Origin of the sequence: Actinopolymorpha rutila (assembly GCF_013407855.1) — a bacterium.
Classification (GTDB): domain Bacteria; phylum Actinomycetota; class Actinomycetes; order Propionibacteriales; family Actinopolymorphaceae; genus Actinopolymorpha; species Actinopolymorpha rutila.
In genome coordinates, this window is the sequence record NZ_JACBZH010000001.1 from 5,413,537 (window position 1) to 5,438,542 (window position 25,006).

General features: G+C 70.7%; 22 protein-coding genes and 1 pseudogene. 16 read left to right on the forward strand and 7 right to left on the reverse strand.

Annotated features, from left to right (window positions below):
* The first annotated feature begins 78 nt into the window (after nt 1–78).
* The 5 genes from F4554_RS24210 (at nt 79) to F4554_RS24230 (ending at nt 6,400) form a co-directional block, all read left to right on the forward strand.
* A complete protein-coding gene (locus tag F4554_RS24210) occupies nt 79–2,796 on the forward strand; it encodes a DEAD/DEAH box helicase (RefSeq protein WP_179789695.1) in 2,718 nt (905 codons plus the stop codon).
* Complete coding sequence (locus F4554_RS24215) at nt 2,797–3,801, forward strand: ABC transporter ATP-binding protein (protein ID WP_179789696.1); 1,005 nt, start codon at nt 2,797–2,799, stop codon at nt 3,799–3,801. It begins immediately after the preceding gene.
* The gene (locus tag F4554_RS24220) at nt 3,798–4,523 is read left to right on the forward strand and encodes an ATP-binding cassette domain-containing protein (protein WP_179789697.1); all 726 of its coding nucleotides are present in this window, start codon (nt 3,798–3,800) and stop codon (nt 4,521–4,523) included. The genes F4554_RS24215 and F4554_RS24220 overlap by 4 nt, the downstream gene beginning before the upstream one ends.
* A 74-nt stretch (nt 4,524–4,597) precedes the next feature.
* The gene (locus F4554_RS24225) at nt 4,598–5,365 is read left to right on the forward strand and encodes a DinB family protein (protein WP_179789698.1); all 768 of its coding nucleotides are present in this window, start codon (nt 4,598–4,600) and stop codon (nt 5,363–5,365) included.
* Between the two features lie 105 nt (nt 5,366–5,470).
* A complete protein-coding gene (locus tag F4554_RS24230) occupies nt 5,471–6,400 on the forward strand; it encodes an aldo/keto reductase (protein WP_179789699.1) in 930 nt (309 codons plus the stop codon).
* A gap of 101 nt (nt 6,401–6,501) precedes the next feature.
* Here the strand turns inward: F4554_RS24230 and F4554_RS24235 are convergent, their stop codons facing one another.
* A complete protein-coding gene (locus F4554_RS24235; RefSeq protein WP_179789700.1) occupies nt 6,502–7,524 on the reverse strand; it encodes a phosphotransferase in 1,023 nt (340 codons plus the stop codon).
* A 31-nt stretch (nt 7,525–7,555) separates the two neighbouring features.
* On the opposite strand from F4554_RS24235, the gene F4554_RS24240 reads away from it, so the two are divergent.
* Nucleotides 7,556–8,884: an enolase C-terminal domain-like protein gene (locus tag F4554_RS24240; protein WP_337796183.1), complete on the forward strand. Its 1,329-nt coding sequence runs from the start codon at nt 7,556–7,558 to the stop codon at nt 8,882–8,884.
* A gap of 30 nt (nt 8,885–8,914) precedes the next feature.
* Here the strand turns inward: F4554_RS24240 and F4554_RS32580 are convergent, their stop codons facing one another.
* Both F4554_RS32580 and F4554_RS24250 read right to left on the reverse strand, forming a co-directional pair.
* Nucleotides 8,915–10,105, reverse strand: coding sequence for an enolase C-terminal domain-like protein (locus tag F4554_RS32580; protein ID WP_179789701.1), 1,191 nt, complete (start codon nt 10,103–10,105; stop codon nt 8,915–8,917).
* A gap of 154 nt (nt 10,106–10,259) precedes the next feature.
* Nucleotides 10,260–11,399, reverse strand: a complete 1,140-nt coding sequence (locus F4554_RS24250; RefSeq protein ID WP_179789702.1) for a mandelate racemase/muconate lactonizing enzyme family protein — start codon at nt 11,397–11,399, stop codon at nt 10,260–10,262.
* 77 nt (nt 11,400–11,476) lie between these two features.
* Here F4554_RS24250 and F4554_RS24255 point away from each other — a divergent pair, with 77 nt between their 5' ends.
* Nucleotides 11,477–12,112: an HhH-GDP family DNA glycosylase gene (locus F4554_RS24255; RefSeq protein WP_179789703.1), complete on the forward strand. Its 636-nt coding sequence runs from the start codon at nt 11,477–11,479 to the stop codon at nt 12,110–12,112.
* Nucleotides 12,113–12,134: 22 nt separating this feature from the next.
* On the opposite strand, the gene F4554_RS24260 is transcribed toward F4554_RS24255, so the two are convergent.
* A complete protein-coding gene (locus F4554_RS24260) occupies nt 12,135–13,736 on the reverse strand; it encodes an N-acyl-D-amino-acid deacylase family protein (RefSeq protein ID WP_179789704.1) in 1,602 nt (533 codons plus the stop codon).
* Nucleotides 13,737–13,786: 50 nt separating this feature from the next.
* Entirely contained in the window at nt 13,787–14,695 is a 909-nt protein-coding gene (locus F4554_RS24265) for an SDR family oxidoreductase (RefSeq protein WP_179789705.1), read from the reverse strand.
* Between the two features lie 110 nt (nt 14,696–14,805).
* Here F4554_RS24265 and F4554_RS24270 point away from each other — a divergent pair, with 110 nt between their 5' ends.
* The 6 genes from F4554_RS24270 to F4554_RS24295 all read left to right on the forward strand — a co-directional run bounded on the left by F4554_RS24270 (nt 14,806) and on the right by F4554_RS24295 (nt 19,144).
* The gene (locus tag F4554_RS24270; RefSeq protein ID WP_179789706.1) at nt 14,806–15,363 is read left to right on the forward strand and encodes a TetR/AcrR family transcriptional regulator; all 558 of its coding nucleotides are present in this window, start codon (nt 14,806–14,808) and stop codon (nt 15,361–15,363) included.
* Nucleotides 15,360–15,548, forward strand: a complete 189-nt coding sequence (locus tag F4554_RS24275; RefSeq protein ID WP_179789707.1) for a hypothetical protein — start codon at nt 15,360–15,362, stop codon at nt 15,546–15,548. Before F4554_RS24270 ends, F4554_RS24275 begins: the two co-directional genes overlap by 4 nt.
* 151 nt (nt 15,549–15,699) lie before the next feature.
* Complete coding sequence (locus tag F4554_RS24280; protein ID WP_179789708.1) at nt 15,700–15,921, forward strand: hypothetical protein; 222 nt, start codon at nt 15,700–15,702, stop codon at nt 15,919–15,921.
* 131 nt (nt 15,922–16,052) lie between these two features.
* Nucleotides 16,053–17,453 (forward strand): hemolysin family protein, encoded by a 1,401-nt coding sequence (locus F4554_RS24285; protein ID WP_202889444.1) that lies wholly within the window; start codon nt 16,053–16,055, stop codon nt 17,451–17,453.
* Nucleotides 17,450–18,496, forward strand: coding sequence for a hemolysin family protein (locus F4554_RS24290; protein ID WP_179789709.1), 1,047 nt, complete (start codon nt 17,450–17,452; stop codon nt 18,494–18,496). The genes F4554_RS24285 and F4554_RS24290 overlap by 4 nt, the downstream gene beginning before the upstream one ends.
* Before the next feature lie 69 nt (nt 18,497–18,565).
* Complete coding sequence (locus tag F4554_RS24295; RefSeq protein WP_179789710.1) at nt 18,566–19,144, forward strand: carboxymuconolactone decarboxylase family protein; 579 nt, start codon at nt 18,566–18,568, stop codon at nt 19,142–19,144.
* A gap of 12 nt (nt 19,145–19,156) precedes the next feature.
* Here F4554_RS24295 and F4554_RS24300 read toward each other — a convergent pair whose 3' ends face one another.
* Nucleotides 19,157–20,395 carry a metal-dependent hydrolase family protein gene (locus F4554_RS24300; protein ID WP_179789711.1) on the reverse strand — a complete coding sequence of 413 codons (1,239 nt, stop codon included), beginning with the start codon at nt 20,393–20,395 and terminating at the stop codon, nt 19,157–19,159.
* A 5-nt stretch (nt 20,396–20,400) separates the two neighbouring features.
* Nucleotides 20,401–22,103, reverse strand: a pseudogene (locus F4554_RS24310) (DUF885 domain-containing protein).
* A 54-nt stretch (nt 22,104–22,157) separates the two neighbouring features.
* Here F4554_RS24310 and F4554_RS24315 point away from each other — a divergent pair.
* From F4554_RS24315 to F4554_RS24325, 3 genes are all read left to right on the forward strand, one after another.
* A complete protein-coding gene (locus F4554_RS24315; protein ID WP_179789714.1) occupies nt 22,158–22,859 on the forward strand; it encodes a hypothetical protein in 702 nt (233 codons plus the stop codon).
* 63 nt (nt 22,860–22,922) lie between these two features.
* On the forward strand, nt 22,923–24,080 hold the full coding sequence (locus F4554_RS24320; protein WP_179789715.1) for a phosphotransferase family protein: 1,158 nt from the start codon (nt 22,923–22,925) through the stop codon (nt 24,078–24,080).
* Nucleotides 24,081–24,122: 42 nt separating this feature from the next.
* Nucleotides 24,123–25,004, forward strand: a complete 882-nt coding sequence (locus F4554_RS24325) for a sulfotransferase family protein (protein WP_179789716.1) — start codon at nt 24,123–24,125, stop codon at nt 25,002–25,004.
* Nucleotides 25,005–25,006 lie beyond the last annotated feature (2 nt).

The window sequence follows — 25,006 nt, forward strand, 5'->3', positions numbered from 1 at the left end:
CATGCCCGCGCCACCGCCCCGCCCGGCTCGCTGACCGCACGGACGAGACGGTGGCCCACGACTCCCGCGGAGCCCACCTTGTCCGACCAGTCGACCTCGACTCCCTCGCACCATCCCTCGCTCGCCGGCACCCCTCGCGTTCGCCGCGCGTTCCTCGATGATCTCGGCGTACGGCCCGACCCGTTCCAGCTCCAGGCCATGGACGGCCTCGACGCCGGCCGGTCCGTGCTCGTCATGGCACCGACCGGCGCGGGCAAGACGTTCGTCGCCGACTACGCGGTGGCCCGCAGCCTCGACGCCGGCACGACCGCCGTCTACACCACCCCGCTGAAGGCCCTCAGCAACCAGAAGTACCGCGACCTGTCCGCCCGCCTCGGACCCGGACGCGTCGGGCTGATCACCGGGGACCGGACGGTCAACGCCGGTGCGCCCGTGCTCGTGGTCACCACCGAGGTGCTGCGAGCGATGTTGTACGAGGTACGCGGCACCCGGCACGCACCCGGAGCGAACGGCGCTGCGAACGGGGCTGCGAACGGGTCCACCAACGGTCGGCCCGCGTCAGGGGCGGCGGCGCTGGACCGGCTCGGAGTCGTCGTACTCGACGAGTTCCACTATCTCCAGGACACCGACCGCGGCGCGGTCTGGGAGGAGGTGGTGATCAACACCCCGGCCGACGTGGCGCTGGTGTGCCTGTCCGCGACGATCCCGGACGTCGGTCTGGTGCACGACTGGCTCACCCGGGTCCACGGGCCCACCGAACTCGTCGTCGCGGACCAGCGGCCGGTGAAGCTCAACCACCTCTACGCCGTCGGCAACCTGCGCCGGACCGCGCCGATGTTGCTGCCGGTGTTCGTCGATGGACAGCTCAACACCACGGCCGAACTCCTCGACGGTGCGCGGCGCGACACCCGCGGTGAGGGGCTGCGGGCCCGCGACCGGGACCGGCCCGTACCGCCCACCCGGCACGACCTGATCGCCCACCTGCGGGCGAACAACCTTCTTCCGGCGATCTGGTTCGTGCTGTCAAGGGCCGGTTGCGACGAGGCGGTCGCCGACGGCCTTGCCGGTGACCTCCAGCTCACCACCGAAGCCGAACGAGTACGCATCCGATCGCTCGTCAGCCAGGCGCTGGCTCCCCTGTCGGGTGGGGAACTCCGTGCGATCGACGCCGCCGGCTGGCAGAACGCGCTGGAGGCCGGTATCGCAGCCCACCACGGCGGCCTGGCACCGGTGCAGCGCGACGTCGTGGAAGCGGCGTTCGGCGAGGGGCTTGTCAAGGTCGCCTTTGCGACGGAGACGCTCGCGCTGGGGGTGAACCTTCCCGCCCGCACCGTGGTGATCGACCGGGTCGTGCGCGCAGGCGGGGAGGTGCTCGACGCGGGCGAGTTCGCCCAGCTCGCGGGCCGGGCCGGCCGACGCGGCATCGACGAGGTGGGCCACGTGGTGGTGCCGTGGTCGCCGTACGTGCCCTTCCAGCGGGTGGGTGCGCTCGCCGGTGGTCACCTCGCGGCGATCCGGTCGGCGTTCCGGGTGACGCCGGCGATGGCGCTGAACCTCGTTCGTACGGGGACGTTGGACGAGGCGTACGCCACGGTGGAGTCGTCGCTGCGGCACCGCTGCGCGCTGGACCAGGCGGCGATCCTGCGCGGCGATCTCGCCGAACGTCAAGCCGAGCTTGCCGAGGTCGACGAGGACCTCGTCGACGTCGCGGAGTTCGCCGAGTCACCCGAGCCTGGTGGGCACAGCGAACCCGGCCAGGATGCCGATCCCCACGATCCGGCCGAACGCACGGATCCGGGCCAGGAGCTGGCCGGGCTCCGGCCCGGTGATGTCGTCGTCGACACCGGGCGTCCGGAGTACGGACCGGCGGTCGTCCTGGCCGTCGGCACCAAACGGGGAACCGTCTGCGTGGAAGCCATCCACAGCAGCGGCCGGCGCCTCCAGCTCACGCCGTCGACACTGCGCGGCGGCCCCGCGGTGCTCGACCACCTCGACCTGCCGGACTGGGAGCCGACGCGGCGCGGGCACGCGAAACGGGCGGTCGACGCACTGGCGCTGCTCGACCTGCCCCTCGAGGAACTCCGGCCCGCCACGTCCCACGGTCCGCGCCCCAAACCGAAGCAGGCGATGACCCGGCGGCGCCTGCTCGTACGACGTGACCAACTGACCGCCACCGTCGAGGACCTGCAGGCCTCGCTCGCGGAGGCGAGGACCGGTGTCCGCACCGAGTTCGACCGGGTGCTCGCCCTGCTCGTCCGTCGCCGGCACCTTGTCAATCGGACCTTGACACCGTCCGGCCAGGCGATCCGCCGGCTGTTCTACCCGTCCGGGCTGCTGCTCGGCGAGTGTCTGGTGGCGGGCCTCCTGGACGACCTGGACCCCGCCTCGCTCGCCTCCGCCGCGTCCTGGTTCACCACCCGCACCCGCCTCGGCGGGCCGGCCTCGACCGGCCTCGCCACGGCGGAGCTGACCCGGCGGTGGGAGACCGTCCGGGCCATCACCCGGGAGGTCCAGGCCGACGAGATCGCCGAGGGGCTGACCCCGACGCCGCATCCCGAACCCGCGCTCGGTGTGCCGCTGCATCGATGGGCGTCCGGCCTGCCGCTGGACGTCGCGGTCGGCGGCAGTGGCGTACTGGTCGGCGATGTCGTACGCGAGATCCGCCAGGTGGCCGAGCTTCTCGACCAGCTGGCCACCGTGCCAGGCGGCCACCAGCAGGCGGCGGCCGAGGCGGTCGTCGCGCTACGTCGCGGCGCCGTCGTCGCCGACGACACCCAAGCCGTGAAGGGGAGCTGAGTGCTCGCGCGGTTGTCCGTACTCCTCCGGCTGCGTCCCTTTCTCGCCGGACAGCGGTCCAGGCTCGCGTTCTACCTCACGTTGTTGCTGACGTCGGCGCTGCTGGCCGTGGTGGTCCCGTTGACCTTCCAGCGCGTCGTCGACGACGGGCTGTCCACCGGAGCCGTCGCGGTCGCGATGAAGTGGATCGGCGTCGCCCTCGCGCTCGGCCTGGTCGCCGCCGGGGCCGGTGCGGTCGCCAACGCGGCCGGCGCCGAACTCGGAGGCAGGATCGTCGAGGCGCTTAGGACGAAGCTGTTCGAGCGGATCATCACCCAGCCGTACGCGTTCCACACCCAGTCCAGGGCCGGTGCAGTGATCTCCCGGTTGACGCGCAGTCCCAGGGCGGCCCAGAACCTGATCCAGTCGATCTTCGGCACGCTCGTCGGCCAGGGAGTGCTGTTGGTCGTGGCCGTGGGCGCACTGGCCAGACTCAGTCTGCCCGCGACCGTGGTCGTGCTGGCGATCGTGCCGATGTTCCTGCTCCCGTTCCGGGTGTTCAACCGGCGCCTGTTCGCGGCAGGCAACGAAGGAACCGTGGCCGCCAGCGAGGCCGAACACTTCCTCACCGAACGCCTCAACGTGGAGGGCGCCGTGAGCCGGCACCTGCTCCACTCCCATCCCGCCGAGTCGGCGGCCTACGCCGCCCTGGCCGCCAGGATCCGAGCGGCCATGGTCGCTCGCAATGCCAGCTTCTACGGCGCGCAGTTCTTCACCTCCGCCCTGGCCGTGCTCGGAGTGGCCGGCGCCTACGCCGCCGGTGCGCTGCAGGGAGCGTCGGTCGGCGAAGTCGTCGCGATGGCCGCCCTGGTGAAGCTGGTCTACGACCCGCTCGTGCAGTTCGGCATCCAGGGGCTGAGCCTGAGCGACGGAATCATCGAACTGGAACGAATGTTCGCGGTGCTGGACCTGCGGCCCCAAGCCAGGCAGGAATCCGGACATTGGACGCACCGGCGACACGGATGACGTTCGAGCAGGTGTGGTTCGGTCATCCGGCGCCGGGGACGGCGACCCTGCCCGACCTCGCCGCGGAGTCGGCTGCCGCCCGTGAGCAGGACTGGGCGGTGGCCGACCTGGCGTTCTCCCTCGTGCCCGGAGGTACGACGGCACTGGTCGGAGCCAGCGGTGCGGGGAAGTCCACCACGGCGTTGCTCGCCGTCGGGGTGCACCAGCCGACCCGCGGCCGGATCATGGTCAACGGCGTCGACCTGGCCGAGCTCTCCCCCGCCGCGCGGCAGCGTGCTGTCGGCATGGTGACCCAGGACGTGTTCGTTCTGCATGCCAGTCTGCGCGCCAACCTCACGGTGGCCCGGCCGGAGGCGACCGACGAGCAGGTCACCGAGGCCCTTCGTCATGCCCAGCTCGCCGCCCTGATCGACACCCTGCCCCAGGGGCTGGACACCACGGTCGGCGACCGCGGCTTCCGGCTGTCCGGCGGGGAACGCCAACGCCTCAGCCTCGCCAGGCTCTTCCTGGCCGGCCCGGACATCGTCATCCTGGACGAGGCCACCGCCCACCTGGACACGTTGACCGAAGCCGCACTCCACGAGGCGATGACGCGTCACCTCGCCGGCCGCACCATGCTGATCATCGCCCACCGAAGGAGCACCGTCGAGAACGCCGACCAGACCGTTCGGCTCGACCGCGGCCGCGTCGTGGAGATCGACTACGCCGATGCCGCCCGGTAGTCGCGAGTCGTACGGTCGGCGACAGGGTCGCCGACCACTGGCGGGGCGTCCGCGGGCAGCGGTACGGTCTCGCCGTGCCTGAGTACGTGGACAAGGACCTGCGCGAGTCCCGGTTCGAGCGGGTCGACCTGCGCGGCGCGCAGTTCCGCGACAGCGATCTGACCGGTGCCGCCTTCCGCGGTGTCCGGCTGGGCGGCGTGGCGATGCGCGGGGTGGAGTTCGTCGACGTCGACATCCACGGCGAGGTCAGGAACGTCACGATCAACGGTGTCGACGTCGCTCCCCTGATCGATGCCGAGCTGAACCGGCGGCATCCCGACCGGGTCAAGATGCACCCGACCGACCCGGCTGGTTTCCGCGAGGCGTGGGATCTGCTGGAACGCCTGTGGGACGGGACCGTCGCCCGTGCCCGCCGGCTGGACCCCGCGCTGCTGCACGAGTCGGTGGACGGCGAGTGGTCGTTCGCCCAGACGCTGCGGCACCTGGTGTTCGCCACCGACGCCTGGATCAGGCGCGCCATCCTTGGTGACCCGTCGCCCTGGGACCCGCTGGACCTGCCCTGGGACGAGATGCCGGAGGCTCCGGGAGTGCCCTGGGACCGGGACGTGCAACCGCCGCTTGACACCGTGCTCGCGCTGCGCCGGGACCGGATGGCGACCGTACGCGAGGTCGTCGACGGCCTGACCGAGGAGTCGCTGGCCGGGGACACCACGCCGGTCGAGGGTCCCGGGTGGCCGCCGCCGATCAGTTTTCCCGTACGCGACGTCCTGTTGTGCGTCCTGAACGAGGAATGGCAGCACCGCCTCTACGCCGAACGCGACCTCGACGCCCTGGACCGGTAGTCAGCTCATTGGTCTGCTCTGGGCACGTGCGATTGGCCCGGGCCGAGGCTGGTTTCGTTTCCTACGCTGACCACGAAACGAAACCAGCGAGGTTCGAGGTGAAGGATGCACAACCTGGTACTCGGCGCGATGTACTTCGGTACGCGGACCGACGAAGCTACGTCGCGTCAGATCCTGGACCATTTCGTGGACGCCGGCGGGACCATGATCGACACGTCCAACAACTACTCGTTCTGGGAAGACCCGAGCGGCTTCGGCGGACAGAGCGAGGCGGTGCTGGGTCGCTGGCTGGCTGGACACCCCGGCCTGCGAGAGCAGCTGTACATCAGCACCAAGGTCGGAGCTCAGCCGCTGGCCCCTGGTGGGTTTCCGGACAACCTGGAGGGCCTTTCACCGCGTGCCATCAACGAGTCCGTACAAGCCAGCCTGCAGCGGTTGGGCACCGACCGCATCGACCTCTACTGGGCACATGTCGAGGACCGGTCAGTGCCCTTGAAGGACATGATGGCCGCATTCGGGTCGCTCGTCGAGAACGACACCGTCGGCCGGGTCGGCTGCTCGAACTGGCCGATCTGGCGTGTCGAGCAGGCCCGCCAGGCCGCCCGTGGCTGGCAGGGCTTCACCGCGCTCCAGCTCATGCACAGCTACCTACAACCTCGCCCCGGTGCTCAGGTGTCGTGGCAGCCTGCCCGCTTCGGGTGCGTCACCGACCAGACACTTGACTACGTTGACGCCCAACAGCTAGAAGTCTGGGCGTACAGCCCGTTGCTCAAGGGCGGCTACACACACCCGGACCGACTCGGCGATGCATACGACCACGAGGGCAACGACCGGCGGCTTGCCGGGCTGGACCGCGTTGCCGCCGAACTCGACGCCTCTCGCAACCAGGTCGTTCTGGCCTGGCTCTCAGGCGGCGAAGCACCGATCACGCCCATCGTCGGGGTCAGCACGGTCGCCCAGCTCGACGAGATCCTGGAGGCGACCAAACTGACCCTGAGTTCAGATCAACGGGCCGGCCTCGACGCTACCGCGTAACGGCTTGGTACACAGCCTGGTTCGGTTGACGCCTCGCAGGCAAGGAGTCAACCGAGGCCGGGGCAGACCCATCACTTACATGCTCACCGGTGGATTCGGGCTCAGACCCACTCGCGGCAGAGGCGGCTGACCGTACGCAGCCAGGCCCGGATGCCGTCCAGCCGGTCCGGATCGTCGGCCCAGCCGTACGACATCCCCAGCCCGTCCATGACGAGCATCAGCTTCCCGCGCTCGACGGCCTCCACCGCCTCGGCGTGCGACAGCCCGTATCCCCGCAGGAACGCCGCCACCCGAGGGCTCTCGACCGAGGTGGGCTCGGTCTCGAACAGCTTGATCAGCTCCTGCGCGATCCCGATCCCGGCCAGCGACAGGCCCCAGTCCAGGACCGTGATCCGGCCGCCGGCGTCGGGCCCGTCGCCCACGACGAGATTGTCCAGCCGGTTGTCGTAGTGAGTGAGGACCGACGCCACCGGCCACTCCTGCGCCTCCCGCACCTTGGCCGCCACCAGCGCAAGGTCCCCTTCGGTGACGATGCCCTGCGCGAGGAAGAGATCCAGCACCTTCTGGTCCTCCGGACGGGACCGGCCCACGCACAGATGCACGCCGAGCCAGTTGTCGAGGTATTCGGCCCAGGTCCCGAACCGGCCGCGATACCCGCCCGCCCCGTCCGGAACGAACATGCCGTACCCCGTCGTCCGCACGAGGTGCGTCCTCGCGAGCTCCTCACCGAGTTGACCGAACCAGGCGGTCGCGTGCTCCGCCACCCGCGGATGGTCGGCGGCCAGGATCCCGGTGGCGCGTTCGACCACCGCGTACGGACGAGGCTCCTCTCCGACGGCAAGGAACCGCGGCGTCCGCACCCCCGCGTCGGCGGCCCGGGTGGCCAGCCACCGAAGGACGGCGTAGTTGTTGCACGTCGTACTCGCATCGCTACCGGGAACGACATGGCCGGTCAGGTCGGCGACCCGGTCCGCGTCCGCGGATCGGCTGAGCAGCACCGCGACCTCGTCGGTGCCGTAGCAAGCGCTCTGCGCGCCGGCTCCCACGAACGCCAGACCCGACGTGCCGTAGCCATGGCGCCGAAGAACCTCCTCGGCCTGTGCGTACATGCTCTGCTCGCTCACCCGGCCGAACCTACCCTGACCGGACCGACCCGTGCTGGCCGATCTGGCCGATCTGGCCGTCGTACGCCTGCTCTCCTTCGGCCCACGACTCTTCGTCCGTAGGCTCGACACGGTGAGAATCCGCGAGCTGATCATCACCCCGATCGCATTCCCGGACCCGCCGCTGCTGAACTCCAGCGGCGTTCACGAGCCGCTGGCGCTGCGCACCGTCCTGCGTCTCGTCCTCGACGACGACGCCGTCGTCGGGCTCGGCGAGTCCTCCGGCGACGCCCGCCACCTGGAACTCCTCCGGCTGGTGGCCCCGCGGCTCGTTGGACACAACGTCTTCGCCACGACGGCACTCCAGGCGGTCATCGACGCCGCTGTCAACGACGCCTTGCCGCGACCAACTCGGCGGCAGCGCACGGCGGTCCACTCCGCCATCGAGGTCGCGTGCCTGGACGCCCAGGGCAAGCTCACCGGCCGCCCCGTCCACGACCTGCTCGGCGGGGCGGTGCGTACGACGGTTCCCTACTCCGCGTACCTGTTCTACAAGTGGGCCGACCATCTCGACGGCGCGTACGACGGCACACCCGACCCCTGGGGCGAGGCGCTCGACGCGGACGGCATGGTGGCACAGGCGCGGCGGATGATCGACGAGTACGGTTTCGGCTCGCTCAAGCTCAAGGGCGGGGTCCTCCCACCCGACGTCGAGATCGCCACCGCCAAGGCGTTGCGGTCGGCGTTCCCGGATCATCCGGTCCGGCTCGATCCCAACGGGGCCTGGACCGTGCCGACCGCGAAGCGCGTCGCCGCCGAACTCGAGGGCGTCCTGGAGTACCTGGAGGATCCGGTCCTCGGCGTCGACGACATGGCCGAGGTCGCCACCGGCACCGACCTGCCGCTGGCGACGAACATGTGCGTGGTCGCCTTCGAGCAGGTGCCGAGGGCCGTCCAGCTCGACGCTGTCCAGGTGATTCTCTCCGACCACCACTACTGGGGCGGGTTACGCCGGACGGTCGCGCTCGGCACGTTGTGCGACACCTTCGGCATCGGGTTGTCGATGCACTCCAACTCCCACCTCGGCATCAGCCTGGCCGCGATGACCCACGCCGCCGCGGCCACACCGGAACTCACCTACGCCTGCGACACGCACTACCCGTGGAACGGCGCGTACGACGTGGTCCGGCCGGGTGTGCTGAGGTTCGCCGACGGTGCGCTGGCGGTCCCCACCGGGCCGGGGCTGGGTGTCGAGCTCGACCTGGACGCCCTCGAACGCCGCCACGCCGACTACCTGCGCTCCGGACGCCAGGTGCGTGACGACACCGGCTACATGCGCCGCGTCCGGCCGGACTACGACCCGACCCTGCCGCGCTGGTAGCCGGTGCTGTCAGGCGTACGTTGACGTCGCTCAGTCGAAGAAGTCGCGGTCCTCGTCCGCGAGGTACTTCTTCGCCGCCTCCGGCACCAGCGTCACCCCGAGACCCGGCCGGTCCCACACCTCGATGTGACCGTCGCGCACGATCGGGTCGGGCAGTCCCTCCACGATGTCGTACCACCAGTCGTGCGAGGCGATCGGGTATTCGAACGCGACGTAGTTGTCCGGCAGCGTCGCCGACACCTGCACCAGGGCGGCCATGCCGAGTACGCCGTCACCGACACCGTGCGGTGCCATCAGTACGCCGTGCATGTCGGCGTACTCCGCGACCCACTTCAGCTCGGCCAGCCCGCCGACGTCGCACGGGTCCGGGCCGATCACCCGCACCGCGCGGTTGCCGACGAGTTCGAGGAACGACTGTCGCAGGTAGAGCTGCTCGCCGGTGTGGATCGGCGTCGACGTGGCCCGCGTCACCTCGCGGTAGGCGCCGGCATCCGCGTACGGCACGTAGTCACCGGCGAGCAGATCCTCCAGCCACAGCAGGTTCAGGGACTCCAGTCGCTGGGCGAACCTGATCGCGTCCGGTACCGTCCAGCCCGGCCCGCAGTCCAGGGCGAGCCCGATCTCGTCGCCCAGTACCTCCTTCATCGCGTGCACGCACTCGACCGCGTGGTTGAGGCCGCGCTCGGTCATCGGTCCGCGCGAGGGATGCGGCGGGCCCGTGCGCACCTCGCCGTAGAGGAAGCCCTCCACCTCCGCGGCCATCGGGTCGTGGAACCCGATCCCCTGCTTGATGATGGTGAAGCCCTGTGGCGCGTCCTTCATCTGCCGCATCACGTCGGCGAAGTCCTCGGGCTGGTGTCCCTTGCGCGGGAACCGCACGCCGCCGTTGTAGACGCGCACCCGATCGCGTACCCGGCCGCCGAGCAGCCGGTGCACGGGCAGGCCCGCGGCCTTGCCGGCGAGGTCCCACAGCGCGATCTCGATCGCGCTCACCGCGCTCCCCCACGGTTTGGTACCGCCCATGCGACGGATCCGCAGCATGACCCGCTCGACCTCGGTCGGGTCCTGGCCGAGGAGGTACTGCTCGTAGAAACCGACGACCGGCTTGAGGTAGTTCTTCCTGGACTCGACGACGCCGTACCCGTCGATCCCCTCGTCGGTCACGATGCGGACGACCGGATTGGTTCCGAGTACAGCGCACTTCACCGCGGTGATCTTCACCGGCGCGACACCACCTCTCGTCGACGCCTCCCATGCTCGCCGCCGGACCGCCGACCGCGAACTGCGTTGCCGGTAACGGCAACCGAGCCCGGTCCGTACGTCCGGTCCCGGCCGACGTCACCCGCGGCGTCCGCGGACATCGGCGGTGGCGCGGTCAGCCGAGCAGGTCCGCACCGCCGGTGAAGCGCGCCACCGCCTCGGGGTCGAGGGTGAGTCCGAGGCCCGGCACCGACGGGATGGCGAGCATGCCGTCGGCGTCCAGGCTCCATCCGCCGTCGACGAGCTCGTCGATGTAGGGCGATCCGGTCTTGTACTCCACCAGGTCGGTGTCGGGCAGCGCGGACACCAACTGCAGGTCGGCGGCCAGCCCGACCGCGGTGTTCCAGCCGTGTGGAACGAGCCGGGATCCGTGCTCCTGGGCGGACCAGCCGATCCGGCGGGACTCCGACAGGCCGCCCACCTTGGTGACGTCGGGCTGGACGATGTCGAAGGCACCGGCGCGCAGGAACGGCGTGAACGCCTGGCGACGGGTGAGCACCTCGCCACCGGAGATCGGCACCGGCGCGTTGCGGCGCAGCGCGACGAAGTCCTCCAGCGCGTCCGGTCGCAGCGCCTCCTCGAACCACGCCACGTCGTAGTTCGCGAGCATGTGCGAGGTGCGCAAGGCCCACTTGTAGTCGCCCTGCCAGTGGGCATCGCTGCCGCCCGCGTCGACCGCGAGCAGGGCGTCCGGGCCGATCGCTCCCCTGGCCGCGGCGACGATGCGTTCGTCCTGCGCGGTCGTCGCACCGCCCCGACCGAACGGCCCCCAGCCGATCTTGTACGCCCGGAAACCCTGTGCGGCAAGGCGTCCCAGCTCCTCGGCCAGCGGCGCCGGCTCGTCCATCAGCAGCGACGCGTACGGCAGAACACGGTCGCGGTAGCGGCCGCCGAGCAGCCTGCCCACCGGCTGCCCCGTCACCTGTCCCAGGATGTCCCACAACGCGATGTCGATGCCGCTGATCGCGTGCGTGAGCGAGCCGCCCCGCCCCAGCCAGAAGGTGTTCTGGTGGAGCCTCTCGGTGACGCGTTCGGGCTCCAGCGCGTTCTCGCCCAGCAGGAGTGGTTCGAGCACCTCCACCGCGCCCCTGACCAGTGCCTCGCTCGTGAACACGCTGCCCACACCGACCGGACCGTCGTCGGTGTGCACGGCCACGAGGGTGTGTACGACGTCGTCCGGTTGCAGTTCCGCGCTCCAGCCACCGGGTGGCGTCGCGCCACGCAGGCCGGCAACGCGGATCTCACGAATCCTCATCGGGTTCCTCCCAGTGCGCTGTCGCTGGTAGTTGTCGCGCGCGTATCCCTGTCGCGAACGAGGGTATGAGCATCCGCATGGCTACCCGACAGCAGATCGCTCAGGCCCTGATCGCCCGGCACGGCACGACGTACGCCGAGGAGGCCGGCATCAGGCTGCGGGACGCGCCCTCGCCGCTGTACCAACTGCTCGTCCTCTCGACGTTGCTGTCGGCACGCATCGGCGCGGACATCGCCGTCGCCGCGGCCCGGGAGCTGTTCGGGGCCGGCTACCGAACACCCGCGGCCATGCGGGACGCGAGCTGGCAGGACCGGGTTGACGCCCTCGGGCGCGGACACTACCGCCGTTACGACGAACGCACGTCGACGATGCTGGGTATGGGCGCCGACCTCGTTCTCGAACGCTGGAAGGGCGACCTGCGCCGGCTGCACGCCGAGGCCGGCGGCGCCGACGAGGTGGCCAGGCTGCTCCAGCTTGTTCCTGGTATCGGTCCCACAGGGGCGTCGATCTTCTGCCGCGAGGTCCAGGGCGTGTGGACCGACCTCGCGCCGTACGTCGACCAGCGCACCGCGAAGGGAGCGGAGGCGATCGGTCTGCCGTCCTCGCCGGGCGAGCTGAGCAAGCTCGCCGGCGACGGTGACCTGCCCAGGCTGGTCGCGGGCTGCGTGCGCGCCTCGCTGTCGAAGGGCGTCGCCGAGGACGTACGCGACTGATCCCATCCGTGGCAGGCGCCGCTCACCGGCCGCGGGGAAGGTGGCGGCCGGCCCGTGCGCCGGTGTGGTCGTGGTCGTCGACGACCACGGTGCCGTTGACGACGACATACGGAACGCCGTGGGCGTACGCGTGTGGGGCAGCGACCGTGGACCGCTCGCGCAGACCAGCCAGGTCGACCACGGCGACGTCGGCGAAGGCACCCCGGCGAAGCCGGCCGCGGTCGGCCAGCCCGAAATGGTCCGCCACCATGGCGGTCAGCTTGTGCACGGCAGTCTCCAGCGGCAACGTGCCGGTGTCGCGCACGTGGTGCGCCAAATAGTGCACGTGCCCCGCGAAGAACAACGGATGCCGCGACCGGGCCGCCAGCGGACCGTCCACCCGGCTGGTGAACGCGTCGACGCCCAGGCAGAACAGCGGATGCGCCACCGCCTCGGCGACGTGCTCCTCGGTGAAGAGCCGCCCGAGCAACTGCACGCTCGCCAGGTCGGGCCCGGCCGCCGCGAGGATGTCGAAGTAGGCGTCCCACTCGTCGCCGCCGAGCCGCTCGGCGATCTCCGGAAAGGCCAGCCCCTCCAGCTCCGGCGTCGCCGGACCGGCCTGCAACCTCACCCGGTCCCAGCCGCCCCGGTGCACGAACCTCCAGTAGCGGTCGCAGTCGCCGCGCAGCCGGTTCCGTACGCCGGGATCGGCCAGCCGCCGAGCCGCCTCGAGCGGACCGTCGGCCAGCAGCCACGGCGGCAGCAGCCCGGTCGCCATGCCGATCCCCTCGTCGTACGGCGTCATGTCGGCCAGCACGTCGCCACCGGCGGCGCGTTCGGCGGCGAGCCGTTCGACCGCACAGTGCCACGCGTCGGGCCGCGCTCCGGTGTCCTCGCGTACGTTGAGGTGCGACAGCTGGGCGCGCCCGCCGGCGGCGCGGGCGACCGTGAAGAACTCCTCGACGGCCTCGCCGAGCGCGGCGTCCCGGTTGCGGATGTGGCTGGCATACCTCGCGTCGTGCGCGCGGAGCACCCCGGCCAGGTCGGTCAGCTCGTCGGTGCCGGCCGAGCGCCCCGCGCCGTACTCCAGGCCGGTCGACATGCCGAGCGCACCGGCGTCCAGGGCCTCACGCAGCAGCCCCCGCATCGCGGTGAGCTGGTCGCCGGTGGGCGTCCCGGTACCCACTCCGGCAGCCTCGCGCAGCGCGCTGTGACCGACGAACCACGCGAGGTTCTGCGACGTTCCGATCGACGCGACGCGCTGCAGGAGTTCGCCGAACCCGCGCCAGTCGACCGGCCCGTCGTACCCGAACGCCGCCAGCGTCGCCGCGGCCTGGCGCGCCGAGGCCGGCCCGAGCGGCGCGTACGTCACTCCGCAGTTGCCGACGACCTCGGTGGTCACGCCCTGCCGGATCGTGCTCTGCGCCTCCGGGTTGCCGAGGAGCGACCAGTCGCTGTGACTGTGCGGGTCGATCAGCCCGGGAAGGACGAGGTGGCCGCGGGCGTCGATGCGCCGGTGGGCCACCGCGCCGGGAAGCGGCTCGACCGCGACGATCCGGTCGCCCTCGATCGCGACGTCCGCCGGACAGGGCGGGCCACCGTCGCCGTCGACCACCGTTCCGCCGGAGACGAGGAGATCGAGCATCCCCCTGACCGTAGTCCGGCCCCTCGCCTCGCGGCCGAGCGTCGCGAGGCCTATTCCGGCAGTTCCGCCGGCGCGTACGCCCCGGCGGCGATGTCCTCGAACAGCGTCGGTCCGGTCGGCTCCCAGCCGAGGAGTTCGCGGGTACGGGCGTTCGACGCGACAATGTCCAGGCCGAAGAAGCGGCCGATCCAGCCGAAGTGCGCGTCGGCGTCCTCCGGCGCGACCGACACCGTGGGCAGGCCGAGGTGGTCGCCGATCGCGGCGGCGATGTCGCGGGAACGAAGGCCCTCCTCCGCGACGGCGTGCACCCGCGAGCCCGCGGGCGCCTTCTCCAGCGCGAGCCTCACCAGCCGGGCGGCGTCGGTCCGGTGTACGGCGGGCCAGCGGGTCGAGCCGTCCCCGACGTATGCGGAGGCTCCGTGCTCCTTCGCGACCTCGGTGAGCCGTGCGACGAAACCGTGATCACCCATGCCGTGCACGCTCGCCGCGAACCGCAGTGCCACCGCCCGGACCCCGCGACCGGCGTGGTCCAGGGCGAGGTTCTCGCTGCCTCCCCGCATCGAGTCCGCACCCCGGAACGGCGACTCGTCGTCCTCGGTCACCGGTCGGCTGCTGACGCCCGACGCCAGTCCCGAGGCGAGCAGGAACGGCCGGTCGCCGCCCTCGATCGTGTCGAGCATCCGCCGGACCGCGGCGTGCTCGGTGCGGCCGGCGCCCGCGTAGTCGGAGAAGTCGTGGTTGAAGGCGAGGTGGATGACACCGTCGGCCCCGGCCACACCGGCGGCGAGGCTGTCGAGGTCGTGGAGGCTGCCCCGGTGGGCGGTGGCACCCCTCGCTTCGACGGCGGCAGCCGCCTCGTCGGAGCGAGCGAGGCCGACCACCTTGTGGCCGTGGGCGAGGAGTTCTTCGGTGACCGCCGAGCCGATCCAGCCGGAGGCGCCGGTGACGAAAACGCGCATTGCGGACTTCCCTTCGTAGCGGTCCACGGGGCATGTCAGTGACTGACGTCAGCGACTGTCCTGGACAGTAGCACCGCATGTCAGTCGCTGTCATCACTACACTCCTCGCCATGGGGCGCTGGGAGCCGGACGCGCAGGGCCGGATGATGCGGGCCGCGATCGAGCTCTTCGCCGAGCGCGGCTTCGACAAGACCACCGCCGGCGACATCGCCGAGCGCGCGGGGGTCACCGAGCGCACCTTCTTCCGGCACTTCGCCGACAAGCGCGAGGTGCTGTTCGCCGGCTCCGACGTCATGGAACGCACGGCGTACGACGCGATCACCGCCGCGCCGGCCGACCTCACCCCACTGGACGCGGCACTGACCGGGATGGTCGCGGCGGGCGGCCTGCTGGCGGACCGGCACGACCACGCGGTCCGCCGGGCCCGGATCGTCGCTGCCAACCCGAGCCTGCACGAGCGCGAACTCCTCAAGCTCGCGGCCCTGACCGAGGCGACGGTCAGTGCACTGCGCGGGCGCGGCGTGACCGAGCCGACCGCAGGCCTGGCCGCCCACAGCGCGGTGACCGTCTTCCACGTCGCGTTCGCCCGCTGGGTCTCCACGGACGAGCCGCCCGGCTTCGACGACTGCGTGGCGGACGCCGCGGCCGCGCTGCGCGAGCTGACGTGACGGACGCTCGGCTTCCGACGGCGCGGGAGCTGGCGGGCTACTTCCTGGCTGCCCAGCACCCGACGACCCGGCGCTGGGTCGACGACGCCGTACGCCTCGAACTGCTCACCGAGTCCTGCGCCCTCTCACCCCGGCGTCCACGCTGGAGCACTCCCAGGATGCCGAGCAGGCCTACGACGACGTGAATGTCAACCACCCCTTGCATCCGGGCCAGGCCGCGATCGCCGGCCACGAGGCGCTGGCGAGATCGCTGGCCGCGGGAACGCTGTTCGACGTCAGGTTCGGCGGGGACTGGGCAGGCTACGTGTCGGTGAGGACGACCGAGGACACCTCGGCATGCCGGCGTACGTCGTGCAGGAACTCGTCCTGGCCAAGGGATTCCGCGGACGAGGCCTCGGACTGCACCTCACCACCCTGCTGGCCCGGGCGCTCACCGACGACGGCCGCGTCCTGGTCGGCACGATCCACGCCGACAACCGAGGTGCCCGCGAGGCGGCCGAACGCGCCGGGCGGGTCGACGTCGGCGGCTGGATCCAGGTGCCGCTCGCGACGGACTGACGGCAGCCGGGGAACAATTCCGGAGTCGCCGATCGTCTGGTTCAGTACCCGCAGTCGAGTGAGAGAGCAATGGACCCGTACCCAAGTAGTACGCGCGGCGCCCCGCGGGGTGTCGCGCTGACCGAGCCCCGATGGTGACCGTCGCGCTGGGCATCCTTACCGGAGTCGTGGTGGTGCTGGTCGTCACCGCGGCGACTGGCTACTTCGTGGCCCAGGAGTTCGCCTACATGGCGGTCGACCGCAACCGCCTGAAGGCGCGGGCAGCCGATGGCGACGACGGCGCCCGCCGAGCGCTCGGCATCACCGGGCGCACCTCGTTCATGTTGTCCGGCGCCCAGTTGGGAATCACCGTCACCGGCCTACTGGCCGGCTATGTCGCCGAGCCGATGATCGGATCGGGGCTGTCGCAGGTGCTGGGCGGGCTCCGGGTTCCGGCCGGGGTCGGCGCGGCCGCCGGTGCCGTGGTCGCGCTGCTGTTCGTCACCGTCGTACAGATGGTGTTCGGCGAACTCCTGGCCAAGAACTGGGCGATCGCCCGGGCCGAGCAGCTGGCCCGTGCGCTGGCCCGGTCGACGGCCCTGTATCTCAGGGTGTTCGGCCCGGTGGTGCACGTCTTCGACCGCGCCGCCATCGTCCTGCTCAGGGCAGTACGCATCACCCCGGTGGACGACGTGGAGCACGCGGCGACAGCCCGCGACCTGCATCGGATCGTCGAGCGGTCCCGCGACACCGGGGAGCTGCCCGAGGACCTGTCCGTACTGCTGGACCGCAGTCTCGACTTCACCGACGCGACGGCCGGGCACGCGATGGTGCCGAGGCCCCGCGTCGTCAGCGTCGCCGCGGACGAGACCGTCGCCGGCGCACTGGCGGTGATGGCGACCGGGCACTCCAGACTGCCGGTGTACCACGCGGACGTCGACGACATCGTCGGCGTCGTCCATCTGCGCGATCTACTGGCCGTCGACGGCGACCGCCACGACAGCGAGGCCGGACGGCTTCCGGTGCGGGGCTTCGTGCGCTCCCCCGTCATGGTGCCGACCTTCCTGCGCCTGCCCCAGGTGCTCACCACGCTGCGCGCGGCTGATGAGGAGTTCGCCTGCGTGGTCGACGAGTACGGCGGGCTGGCGGGCGTACTCACGGTGGAGGACATCGCCGAGGAACTCGTCGGCGAGATCGCCGACGAGCACGACCCGGACGACACCGGCGAGCACCAGGTCATCGCCGACCGGACCTGGCTGGTTCCGGGCACCTACGGCGTGGACGAGGTGGAACGCCTGGTGGGTCACGACCTGCCTGACGGCCACTACGAGTCGATCGGCGGGTTGTTGATCCAGGCCCTCGGCCGCCTGCCCGAACCCGGCGACGAGTACTCCCTCGACCTGACCGGTGCGCCGGACCTGGACGGTGCCGGTCCCGGGACGCTCGTGCTCCAGGTGGTGGACGTCGACCGGCGGGTCCCCAGGAGCGTCAAGCTCACCTTGCGCCCGGACGACAGGCCCAAGACCGAGGCCAGAGAGGAGATCGTACGATGAGCGACCTGGATCCCCTTCTCGCATTGGTCTTGTCGGTCCTCATCATCGTCGCGAGCGCGTTCTTCGTGGCGATCGAGTTCGCGCTGATCGCCGCCCGGCGGCACCGGCTGGAAGAGGCGGCACACACGAGTGTGGCGGCCCGCGCCGCGTTGCGGAGCTCGCGCGACCTGTCGCTGCTGCTGGCCGGATCCCAACTGGGCATCACGTTGTGCCTGGTGGCGTTGGGGGCGGTCACCAAGCCCGCCGTTCACCACCTGCTGACTCCCGCGCTGGAGGCGGTCGGCGCGCCCGGGGTCGCCGCCGACGTCGCCGGGTTCGTGCTCGCGCTGGTCGTGGTCACCTTCCTCCACCTGGTGGTCGGGGAGATGGCGCCGAAGTCGTGGGCGATCTCCCATCCGGAGAAGTCGGCGATCATGCTGGCGCTGCCGATGCGGGCGTTCATGTGGCTGACCCGTCCGGCGCTGCTCACTCTGAACGGCCTCGCCAACTGGTGCCTGCGCCGGATCGGCGTCGAGCCGGTCGATGAGGTTCCCACCGGTCACGGCCCGGAGGAGTTGCGCCAGCTCGTCGACCACTCGGCCGCGGCCGGTGCCCTCGACGAGGAACGCCGGCACCAGCTGGCCGCGGCGCTGGCGGTCAACACCCGGCCGATCAGCGAGGTCGTCACCCCGGCCACCGATCTCGCCGGCGTCGGCCCGGACACCACCGGCACCGAGATCCGGGACGCCGCCCGCGCGACCGGTCACCTGCGGCTTCTCGTACGCCAGGCCGGCGAGGTCGTGGGAGTGGTCCACGTACGCGACGTGCTGTCCCGCCCGCACCACACGGCACGGGACCTGATGACGGCGCCGGTGACGCGCATGCCCGCGAGCACGCCCATCTACAAGGCCCTCACCACCATGCGGGTGACCCGCAGCCACCTGGCCGTCGTGGAGGGGCCGGACGCCGGCCTGCTCGGGCTGGTGACCCTGCAGGACCTGGTGGACGAACTCCTCACCACCCACCAGGACCTGACGGCACCGGAGCCGGCCACGACCAGCTGACGGGTGTCACGGCCGGCCGGCGACCGGTGTCTACCCGGCGAGAGGTAGCCGACCGGTCGAGGAGAAGACATGACCAGCACGACGAGGGTCCCGAAGGCGGAACTCACCGGCATCTACGGCGCGATCGTCGCGCGGATGTCCCGCAAGCTGCTCGGAGACGTGGCCGAGCCGGTGCAGGTGGCCTGGCACAACCGGAAGGTGCTGAACTTCAGCTTCACCGTCGGCCGTAAGACACAGAAGTGGGACCAGTGCGACCCGAACCTCAAGACGTTCGCCCACATGGCCGTGGCCAGCCTGGTCGGGTGCGGTTTCTGCCTGGACTTCGGCTACTTCCAGGCGCACAACGAGGGACTCGACGTGGCCAAGGCGCGCGAGGTGCCACGGTGGCGTGAGTCGGACGTGTTCACGCCGCTGGAGCGGGACGTGATGGAGTACGCCGAGGCGATGACGCAGACGCCGCCGACCGTCACCGACGAACTGTCGGCCGGGTTGCTGAAGGCACTCGGCCCGGCCGCACTGGTCGAACTCACCGCGTACATCGCGGTGGCGAACCTCATGACCCGTACCAACACCGCCTTCGGCATCGGGTCGCAGGAGTTCTCGGCCTCGTGCGACCTCCAGCCGCTCGCCGGCCGCTCGACTGCGTGACCGAGGGCCCTTCTAGAGCTCACGTTTGTGGAACTCACCGGCCTGCATGATCACCTGGATCCGGTCGAGATCTGCCAGAACGGCGATGTCGGCCAGCGGGTCGCCGTCGACGACGATGAGGTCGGCCCGCTTGTCCGGCTCGACGGTGCCGACCTCGTGGTCGATGCCGAGGAGTTCCGCGTTCGTACGGGTCGTCGCGACCAGCGTCTCGTGGGCACCCAGCACCTGCGCCTTGATCGCCAGCTCGCGGGTCCTGTGCACGGCCAGCGACCCGAGCAGGTCCGAGCCGGACGCGATCCGCACGCCGGCGTCGCGGGCGCGTTCGAGTCCTTCGAGGCCGACACCGAGCACCTCGTCCAGCTTGGCGAGCTTCTCGCGGGCGAAGCCGAGTTCGCGGCCGTGCTCGTGCAGTTTCTCATAGGCCACGAACGTCGGCACCAGGAATGTTCCCCGCTCGGCCATCAGCCGTGCTGTGTCCTCGTCGAGGAAGTTGCCGTGCTCGATCGACCGCACACCGGCCTCGACAGCGTTGCGGATCGCCGCCGCGCTGTACGCGTGGGCCAGGACGTAGGTGCCGGCCCGGCCCGCCTCGTCAACCACGGCTTGCAGTTCCTCCCGGGTGTACTGCAGGCTGTCCAGCCGGTCGGTCGGCGAGGCGACACCGCCGCTGGCCATCACCTTGATCGCGTCGGCGCCCCGGCGCAGTTGCTCGCGTACCGCCCGGCGTACGCCGTCGGGCCCGTCGGCGATGTTGTCGACCATGCCGATGTGACCGCCGCATCCGCAGCCCACGGTGTCCTCGGCCCGCGAGCGGCTGTCGCCGTGACCGCCGGTCTGGGACAGCGGCCGGCCGCTGACGAACATCCGCGGGCCGGGAATCAGCCCGCGCGCTACGGCCTCCTTCATTCCCCAGTCGGCGCCGCCGGCGTCACGGACCGTCGTGTAACCCTGGTCGAGGGTCCGCCCGATAACCGCGCCGATCTCGTACGCCAGGAGGCTGGTGGGGTAGTCGCGTTGTTCGCGTCCGACCTCGACATCGAGGGAGCACACGTGGACGTGCGCGTCGATCAGACCGGGCATCAGGGTGCGGCCCCGGCAGTCGATCACGTCGTCGGCGTGGACGAGCGAGTCGCCACGCGCGACGTCCCTGATCACACCATCCTCGACGACCACGGTGGCGTCGTCGAGCGGATCGTCGCCGTTACACGCCAGCAGGCGTGCGTGGCGGAAGACGCGCACACTGGATCCCATCCCCATCACCCTTCCTGGCCGGACACCCAGTTGGTGACGACCTCACCGAGCACTGTCAACGGGAGGTTGCCGTGCCCGACCACCGTGCTGTGGAAGTCGCGCAGGACGAACCGGTGGCCGAGCCGCGCGGCTGCCTCCGCGCGCAACCGGGCGATCTCCAGCCGGCCGACCATGTAGCCGAGGGCCTGCCCTGGCCAGCCGATGTAGCGGTCGATCTCGTTCTCGATGTTCTTCGGGGTGAGTGCGCTGTGCTCGACCATGAAGGACACCGCGCGGTCGCGAGTCCAGCCGCGGGCGTGCATGCCGGTGTCGACCACCAGCCGGCAGGCGCGCCAGAAGTCGAACGACACCATCCCGAGCCGGTACAGGTCGTCGGAGTACAGGCCCATCTCGTCGGCCAGCCGCTCGGTGTAGAGCGCCCAGCCCTCGGTGAACGCCGTGACCTGTGCGTGCCGGCGGAAGTCGCACAGTCCCGGGAGTTCCTGCGCAAGTGCCAGCTGGGTGTGGTGACCAGGAACGGACTCGTGGAACGCCAGGGTCTGCGCCTCGAACCGCGGCCGGGTGTGCGGGCGGTGGGTGTTCAGCCAGTACGTGCCCGGCCGCGACCCGTCGAGTGCGGGCCACTGGTATGGCCGAGGTCGCCGTTCTCCACCTCGTGCGCGGTCATCGGGATCACCTGGCATCCTGCCCGAGGCAGGACTCCGAGCCAGCGGGGCAACTCCTCCTGCGCCCGGGCCAACGCGTCGCGGGCCGCGTCCGTCACTTCTTCGGAGCTGGTGAAGTACAACTGCGGATCAGTGCGCAACCGGTCGGTGATCTCGGCGAAGTCCGCGCTGCCCAATGCCTTCTCACCCCGCTCGCGCATCTCCTCGGTGAGCGCGGCGACGAGGTCGAGGCCGAGCTCGTGGAGTTCGTCGACGCTCTGGTCGGTGGTGGTGTGCTCGGCGGCGAGTTCGCGGTAGACGTCCTCCTCACCGGGCAGGTGTGCGATGCCCGGCCGGTCGTCACCGCGCGCCGAAGGCAGGACCTCGGCCCGCAGCCGGTCGCGGTGCCGGGCGAGCGCCGGGCGCACCTCGTCGCGTACGACCGCCGCCAGCGCCTCCCGCCACCCCACCGGCGCGCCGTCGGCCGGATCTGGCACCGACAGCAGTGGATCCTGCTCCAGCGGAGAGGAGAGGTAGCCGTCGAGTTGGGCGACGGCGTTGGTGACCAGCCGCGCCACCGGGGTTCGGCCGGTCAGCCGCCCCTCTGCCAGCCGGTCGGTGGCGACGTCGAGCCAGGCGGGCACCTTCGCACATCGTTCGAGGTAGGCCTGGGCATCCGCCTTCGTGCGTACCGGCGTGTGCGGGAGGCTGATGAGGACCGTCGCCGCGTGGCCCGTCTGCGGGATCGGAGAGACGGTGTAGTCGTGGCGGCGAGCCCGGATCGCCAGCTGCGCGTCGGAGATCTTGCGGAGAAGTACACGACGGGTGATGCGGCGCTCGGCGTCCAGCGTCGCCGGGTCGACGCGTTCTGCCCGTGTCCGCAGCGAGTCGAGGGCCGCGCTGCGTGCCTCCTCACCTGCCGTGGTCAGGTCGGGCAACTCGCTGGTGTACTCGTGGTAGCCGATCTGACTGGCATAGAGCGGAGACCAGGCCAACTGCCGACGGAACATCTCCTCGGCCACCGCGTCGAACTCCGCCGCCGCGTCATCTGTCGCGTCCTCCATGCTCACCTCTCCCGGTCGCACAGCTCGACAGGTGTCGGCACGACACTACGTCGCTTGCTCACCGATCACTTCGGCTGCGACGCTGCCCTGGTGGCCGTTTCCGACGCAGACCCGCGCGATCCGGCAGTGCTCCACCGCATCTACGCACTCCGCGGTGAGGTTCGCCGTCGGGACGCGCGCCCGAACGACGGACGATGTGGGAACGTCACCTCCGCGCTGGCGGAGGAGTTCGGTTGGCAGGGCCAGTGGGGCTACCTCAGGTTGCTCGACGACACGGTGAGCTGGGTGCACTGCTGGAACCTCCTTCCCGACGGAACGATCGTCGACGCCACCGCAGACCAGTTCCAGAACCTGTGGCTGGGAGACGTGGTGACAGTGGCTCCGTCCAGCCCGATGGCGGCGAACTACCTGCACGCGCCGAAGGAGTGGGAGCTTCGATTCGAACGGCCGCCGAGGGCCGAGGACGCCTGCACGGTCAGGTGTGTATCCGGCGACGAGGTTCACCTACGCACACCTGACCTACCCGAACGTCCGTGGTGGTCCCTTGCCCGCGGCGTACTCGAAGTCATCACCGGTTGGGAGGTCGACGACACGCTGGTGGATCTCGCGGCACGCGTTCTGAGAGCGAAGTCCGCCACGGACGAGGGCATGCCTTCCGCCGAACTGACCCATCCGCTGCTGATCGCGAGCATCCAGCACCTCGGGGCGCAGGGAACCCGGCCGTGGATCGCCCCCGAGTTCCGCGAGCCCGTGTGAGCGAACCCGTGTGAGAGAAAACCTGTCCGGTCAGCGGCGGAGGCTCTGGCATGATCCTGGGTCGTGGCCGCCGCACCCCTGCCTTCGCCGCCGACCCGTACGCGGATCGAGGAGCTTCTCTCGGTGTCGTACCTGACACCCGTAAACGTACGCGCGGTCGATCGGGTGGAGCCGTGGTTCGTCCTGCGGTGCCACCTGGATGCGCGGTCGCCGGACGTCCCGCCCAGCGTCGTGGTGAAGTGGTTGCGCGACACCCCGGGAGACGTGCGGACGAACCCCGTTCAGCTACGTACCGAGCAGGCGGCGTTGGAATTTCTCGCCGCCCTGGATCCCACCCTGGTACCGGGCCTGCTGGCCGCCGACACCGCGTCGGCCGATCCCCGCGTCGGCTTCCTCGTGTGCGAGGACCTGGCCCCACGGGAGCCGCTGCGGGCGGTCCTGCTCCGTGACGGTCCGCGACGCTGCGCCGCGCTGCTGACGAGCTTCGCGCGGGCGCTGGCACGCCTGCACACCAGGACACTTGGTCGAGCCGACGCCTACTACGACCGCAGAAGCAGACTCGGACCGGTGGACCGCCAGGCTGACGTCGAGGCCTTCCTCGGCAGCTGGCACACCGGGGTTCGGCACATGGATGACGCCGGTGTCCCGATGTCGGGGGCGGCGACCGACGAGTTGGCCGGCATCGTTGCCGAGCTTGCCGACCCCGGCGCCTTCCTCGCCTTCTCCAACGGCGACCCGGGCGTGAACAACTATCTCGTCGACAGTGCAGGCGACGGCCGCCTCATCGACTTCGAGGCCGCGGGTTTCCGGCACGCCCTCACCGACCTGGTGAACGACCTCTACCTGCCCGGGTCGATGTGGCTCACGGTCGGCGACCCGATGGCCAACGGGGTCGAGGAGGCCTACCGGGACACGTTGGCGCCGGTCGTGCCCGAGGTCGTCGACGACCGAAGGTTCGGTCGCACGGTCACGGGTGCGGGATTCGTCTTCGCGGCCGGCCGCCTCGCAACCCTGCCGAAGATGGACACCCGCCCGTACGGGAACCACAGCCGTCTTCACCGTGTCGCCACGCTCGAAGCCGCGGCGGACACGGCTGGGCGCCACCGGTCTTTGCCTCACCTGGCCGGCTGGGCGCGCACGGCCGCCGCCGCGCTTCGCCGCCGGTGGCCCGACACCGATGTCGACCTGAGCGCGCTCGACCCATACACAACCCGCGAATGACCTCGAAGGCGAACAGACCCGATGTCGAACGAAGGAGGACCGATGATCTTCGTCGGTGGAACCGGCCGTTCCGGGACCACACAGCTCGCCCAGATCATCGGACAGCACCCGTCGGTGTGGCACATTCCAACGGAGACACGGTTTCTGGTCGATCCCGGTGGGGTTCAGGACCTCGTGCCGTCGCTGTCCACGGGCCACACGCCGTTCCACGCCTGCGACGCGCTCAACCGGTTCCGGACGATGCTCACTCGCGACGTCGCGGGCCGCGGGACGCCCGAGGCGTTCTCCCACGCCGACCTGCCCGCGATCTTCGGGGCCGACCGATACGCGGACTGGTGTGAGCGCTTCCTCGCGGAGTTGACCTGGTACGCGTACGACGAGCGTTCCACACCACGGGTCGTCGGCCGCTACTTCACCGAGCGAGCCGACCTGGTGGCCCTGTGCCGGTCCTACGTCGAGGAACTCTTCGCCGTCGGCGCCACGGACCACGGCAGGTCCATCTGGTGTGAGAAGACGCCGAACAACCTGCTCGCGACGGAGTTCCTGTGGGAGCTGTTCCCGGAGGCCAGGATCGTGCACATCCTCCGGCATCCGGTCCAGGTGGCCGCCTCCCATCTGTCGATGGAGTGGGCGCCCGACGACATCGAGCGCGTGTGCAACTGGCTGGAGCCGATGTACCGGTCGTGGCTTCGTACCGGCGCCGCGTCCGATCCGCGGTGCGTGCAGTTCCGGCTCGAGGACCTGGCCGTGGACTGGCCGGCCCGGCGTGCGGAGCTCTTCGGCCGGCTCGGCCTGCCCGACGCCGAGACCGAGCTGGAGGTGTCCGCCGACCGGCTCGCGCACTGGGCGCCGATCCCAGCCGCCGACGAGACGTACGCCAGGAAGCGGCTCGGCTTCGCGATCGACGCGTTCGGCTACGAGTGAGC

What these genes read in the sequence shown, in the direction of transcription:
- F4554_RS24220 (WP_179789697.1), top strand. Translation starts at nt 3,798, where the DNA reads ATGACGTTCGAGCAGGTGTGGTTCGGTCATCCGGCGCCGGGGACGGCG.
- F4554_RS24230 (WP_179789699.1), top strand. Translation starts at nt 5,471, where the DNA reads ATGCACAACCTGGTACTCGGCGCGATGTACTTCGGTACGCGGACCGAC.
- F4554_RS24250 (WP_179789702.1), bottom strand. Translation starts at nt 11,399, where the DNA reads ATGAGGATTCGTGAGATCCGCGTTGCCGGCCTGCGTGGCGCGACGCCA.
- F4554_RS24255 (WP_179789703.1), top strand. Translation starts at nt 11,477, where the DNA reads ATGGCTACCCGACAGCAGATCGCTCAGGCCCTGATCGCCCGGCACGGC.
- F4554_RS24260 (WP_179789704.1), bottom strand. Translation starts at nt 13,736, where the DNA reads ATGCTCGATCTCCTCGTCTCCGGCGGAACGGTGGTCGACGGCGACGGT.
- F4554_RS24265 (WP_179789705.1), bottom strand. Translation starts at nt 14,695, where the DNA reads ATGCGCGTTTTCGTCACCGGCGCCTCCGGCTGGATCGGCTCGGCGGTC.
- F4554_RS24270 (WP_179789706.1), top strand. Translation starts at nt 14,806, where the DNA reads ATGGGGCGCTGGGAGCCGGACGCGCAGGGCCGGATGATGCGGGCCGCG.
- F4554_RS24280 (WP_179789708.1), top strand. Translation starts at nt 15,700, where the DNA reads ATGCCGGCGTACGTCGTGCAGGAACTCGTCCTGGCCAAGGGATTCCGC.
- F4554_RS24285 (WP_202889444.1), top strand. Translation starts at nt 16,053, where the DNA reads ATGGTGACCGTCGCGCTGGGCATCCTTACCGGAGTCGTGGTGGTGCTG.
- F4554_RS24290 (WP_179789709.1), top strand. Translation starts at nt 17,450, where the DNA reads ATGAGCGACCTGGATCCCCTTCTCGCATTGGTCTTGTCGGTCCTCATC.
- F4554_RS24295 (WP_179789710.1), top strand. Translation starts at nt 18,566, where the DNA reads ATGACCAGCACGACGAGGGTCCCGAAGGCGGAACTCACCGGCATCTAC.
- F4554_RS24300 (WP_179789711.1), bottom strand. Translation starts at nt 20,395, where the DNA reads ATGGGATCCAGTGTGCGCGTCTTCCGCCACGCACGCCTGCTGGCGTGT.
- F4554_RS24325 (WP_179789716.1), top strand. Translation starts at nt 24,123, where the DNA reads ATGATCTTCGTCGGTGGAACCGGCCGTTCCGGGACCACACAGCTCGCC.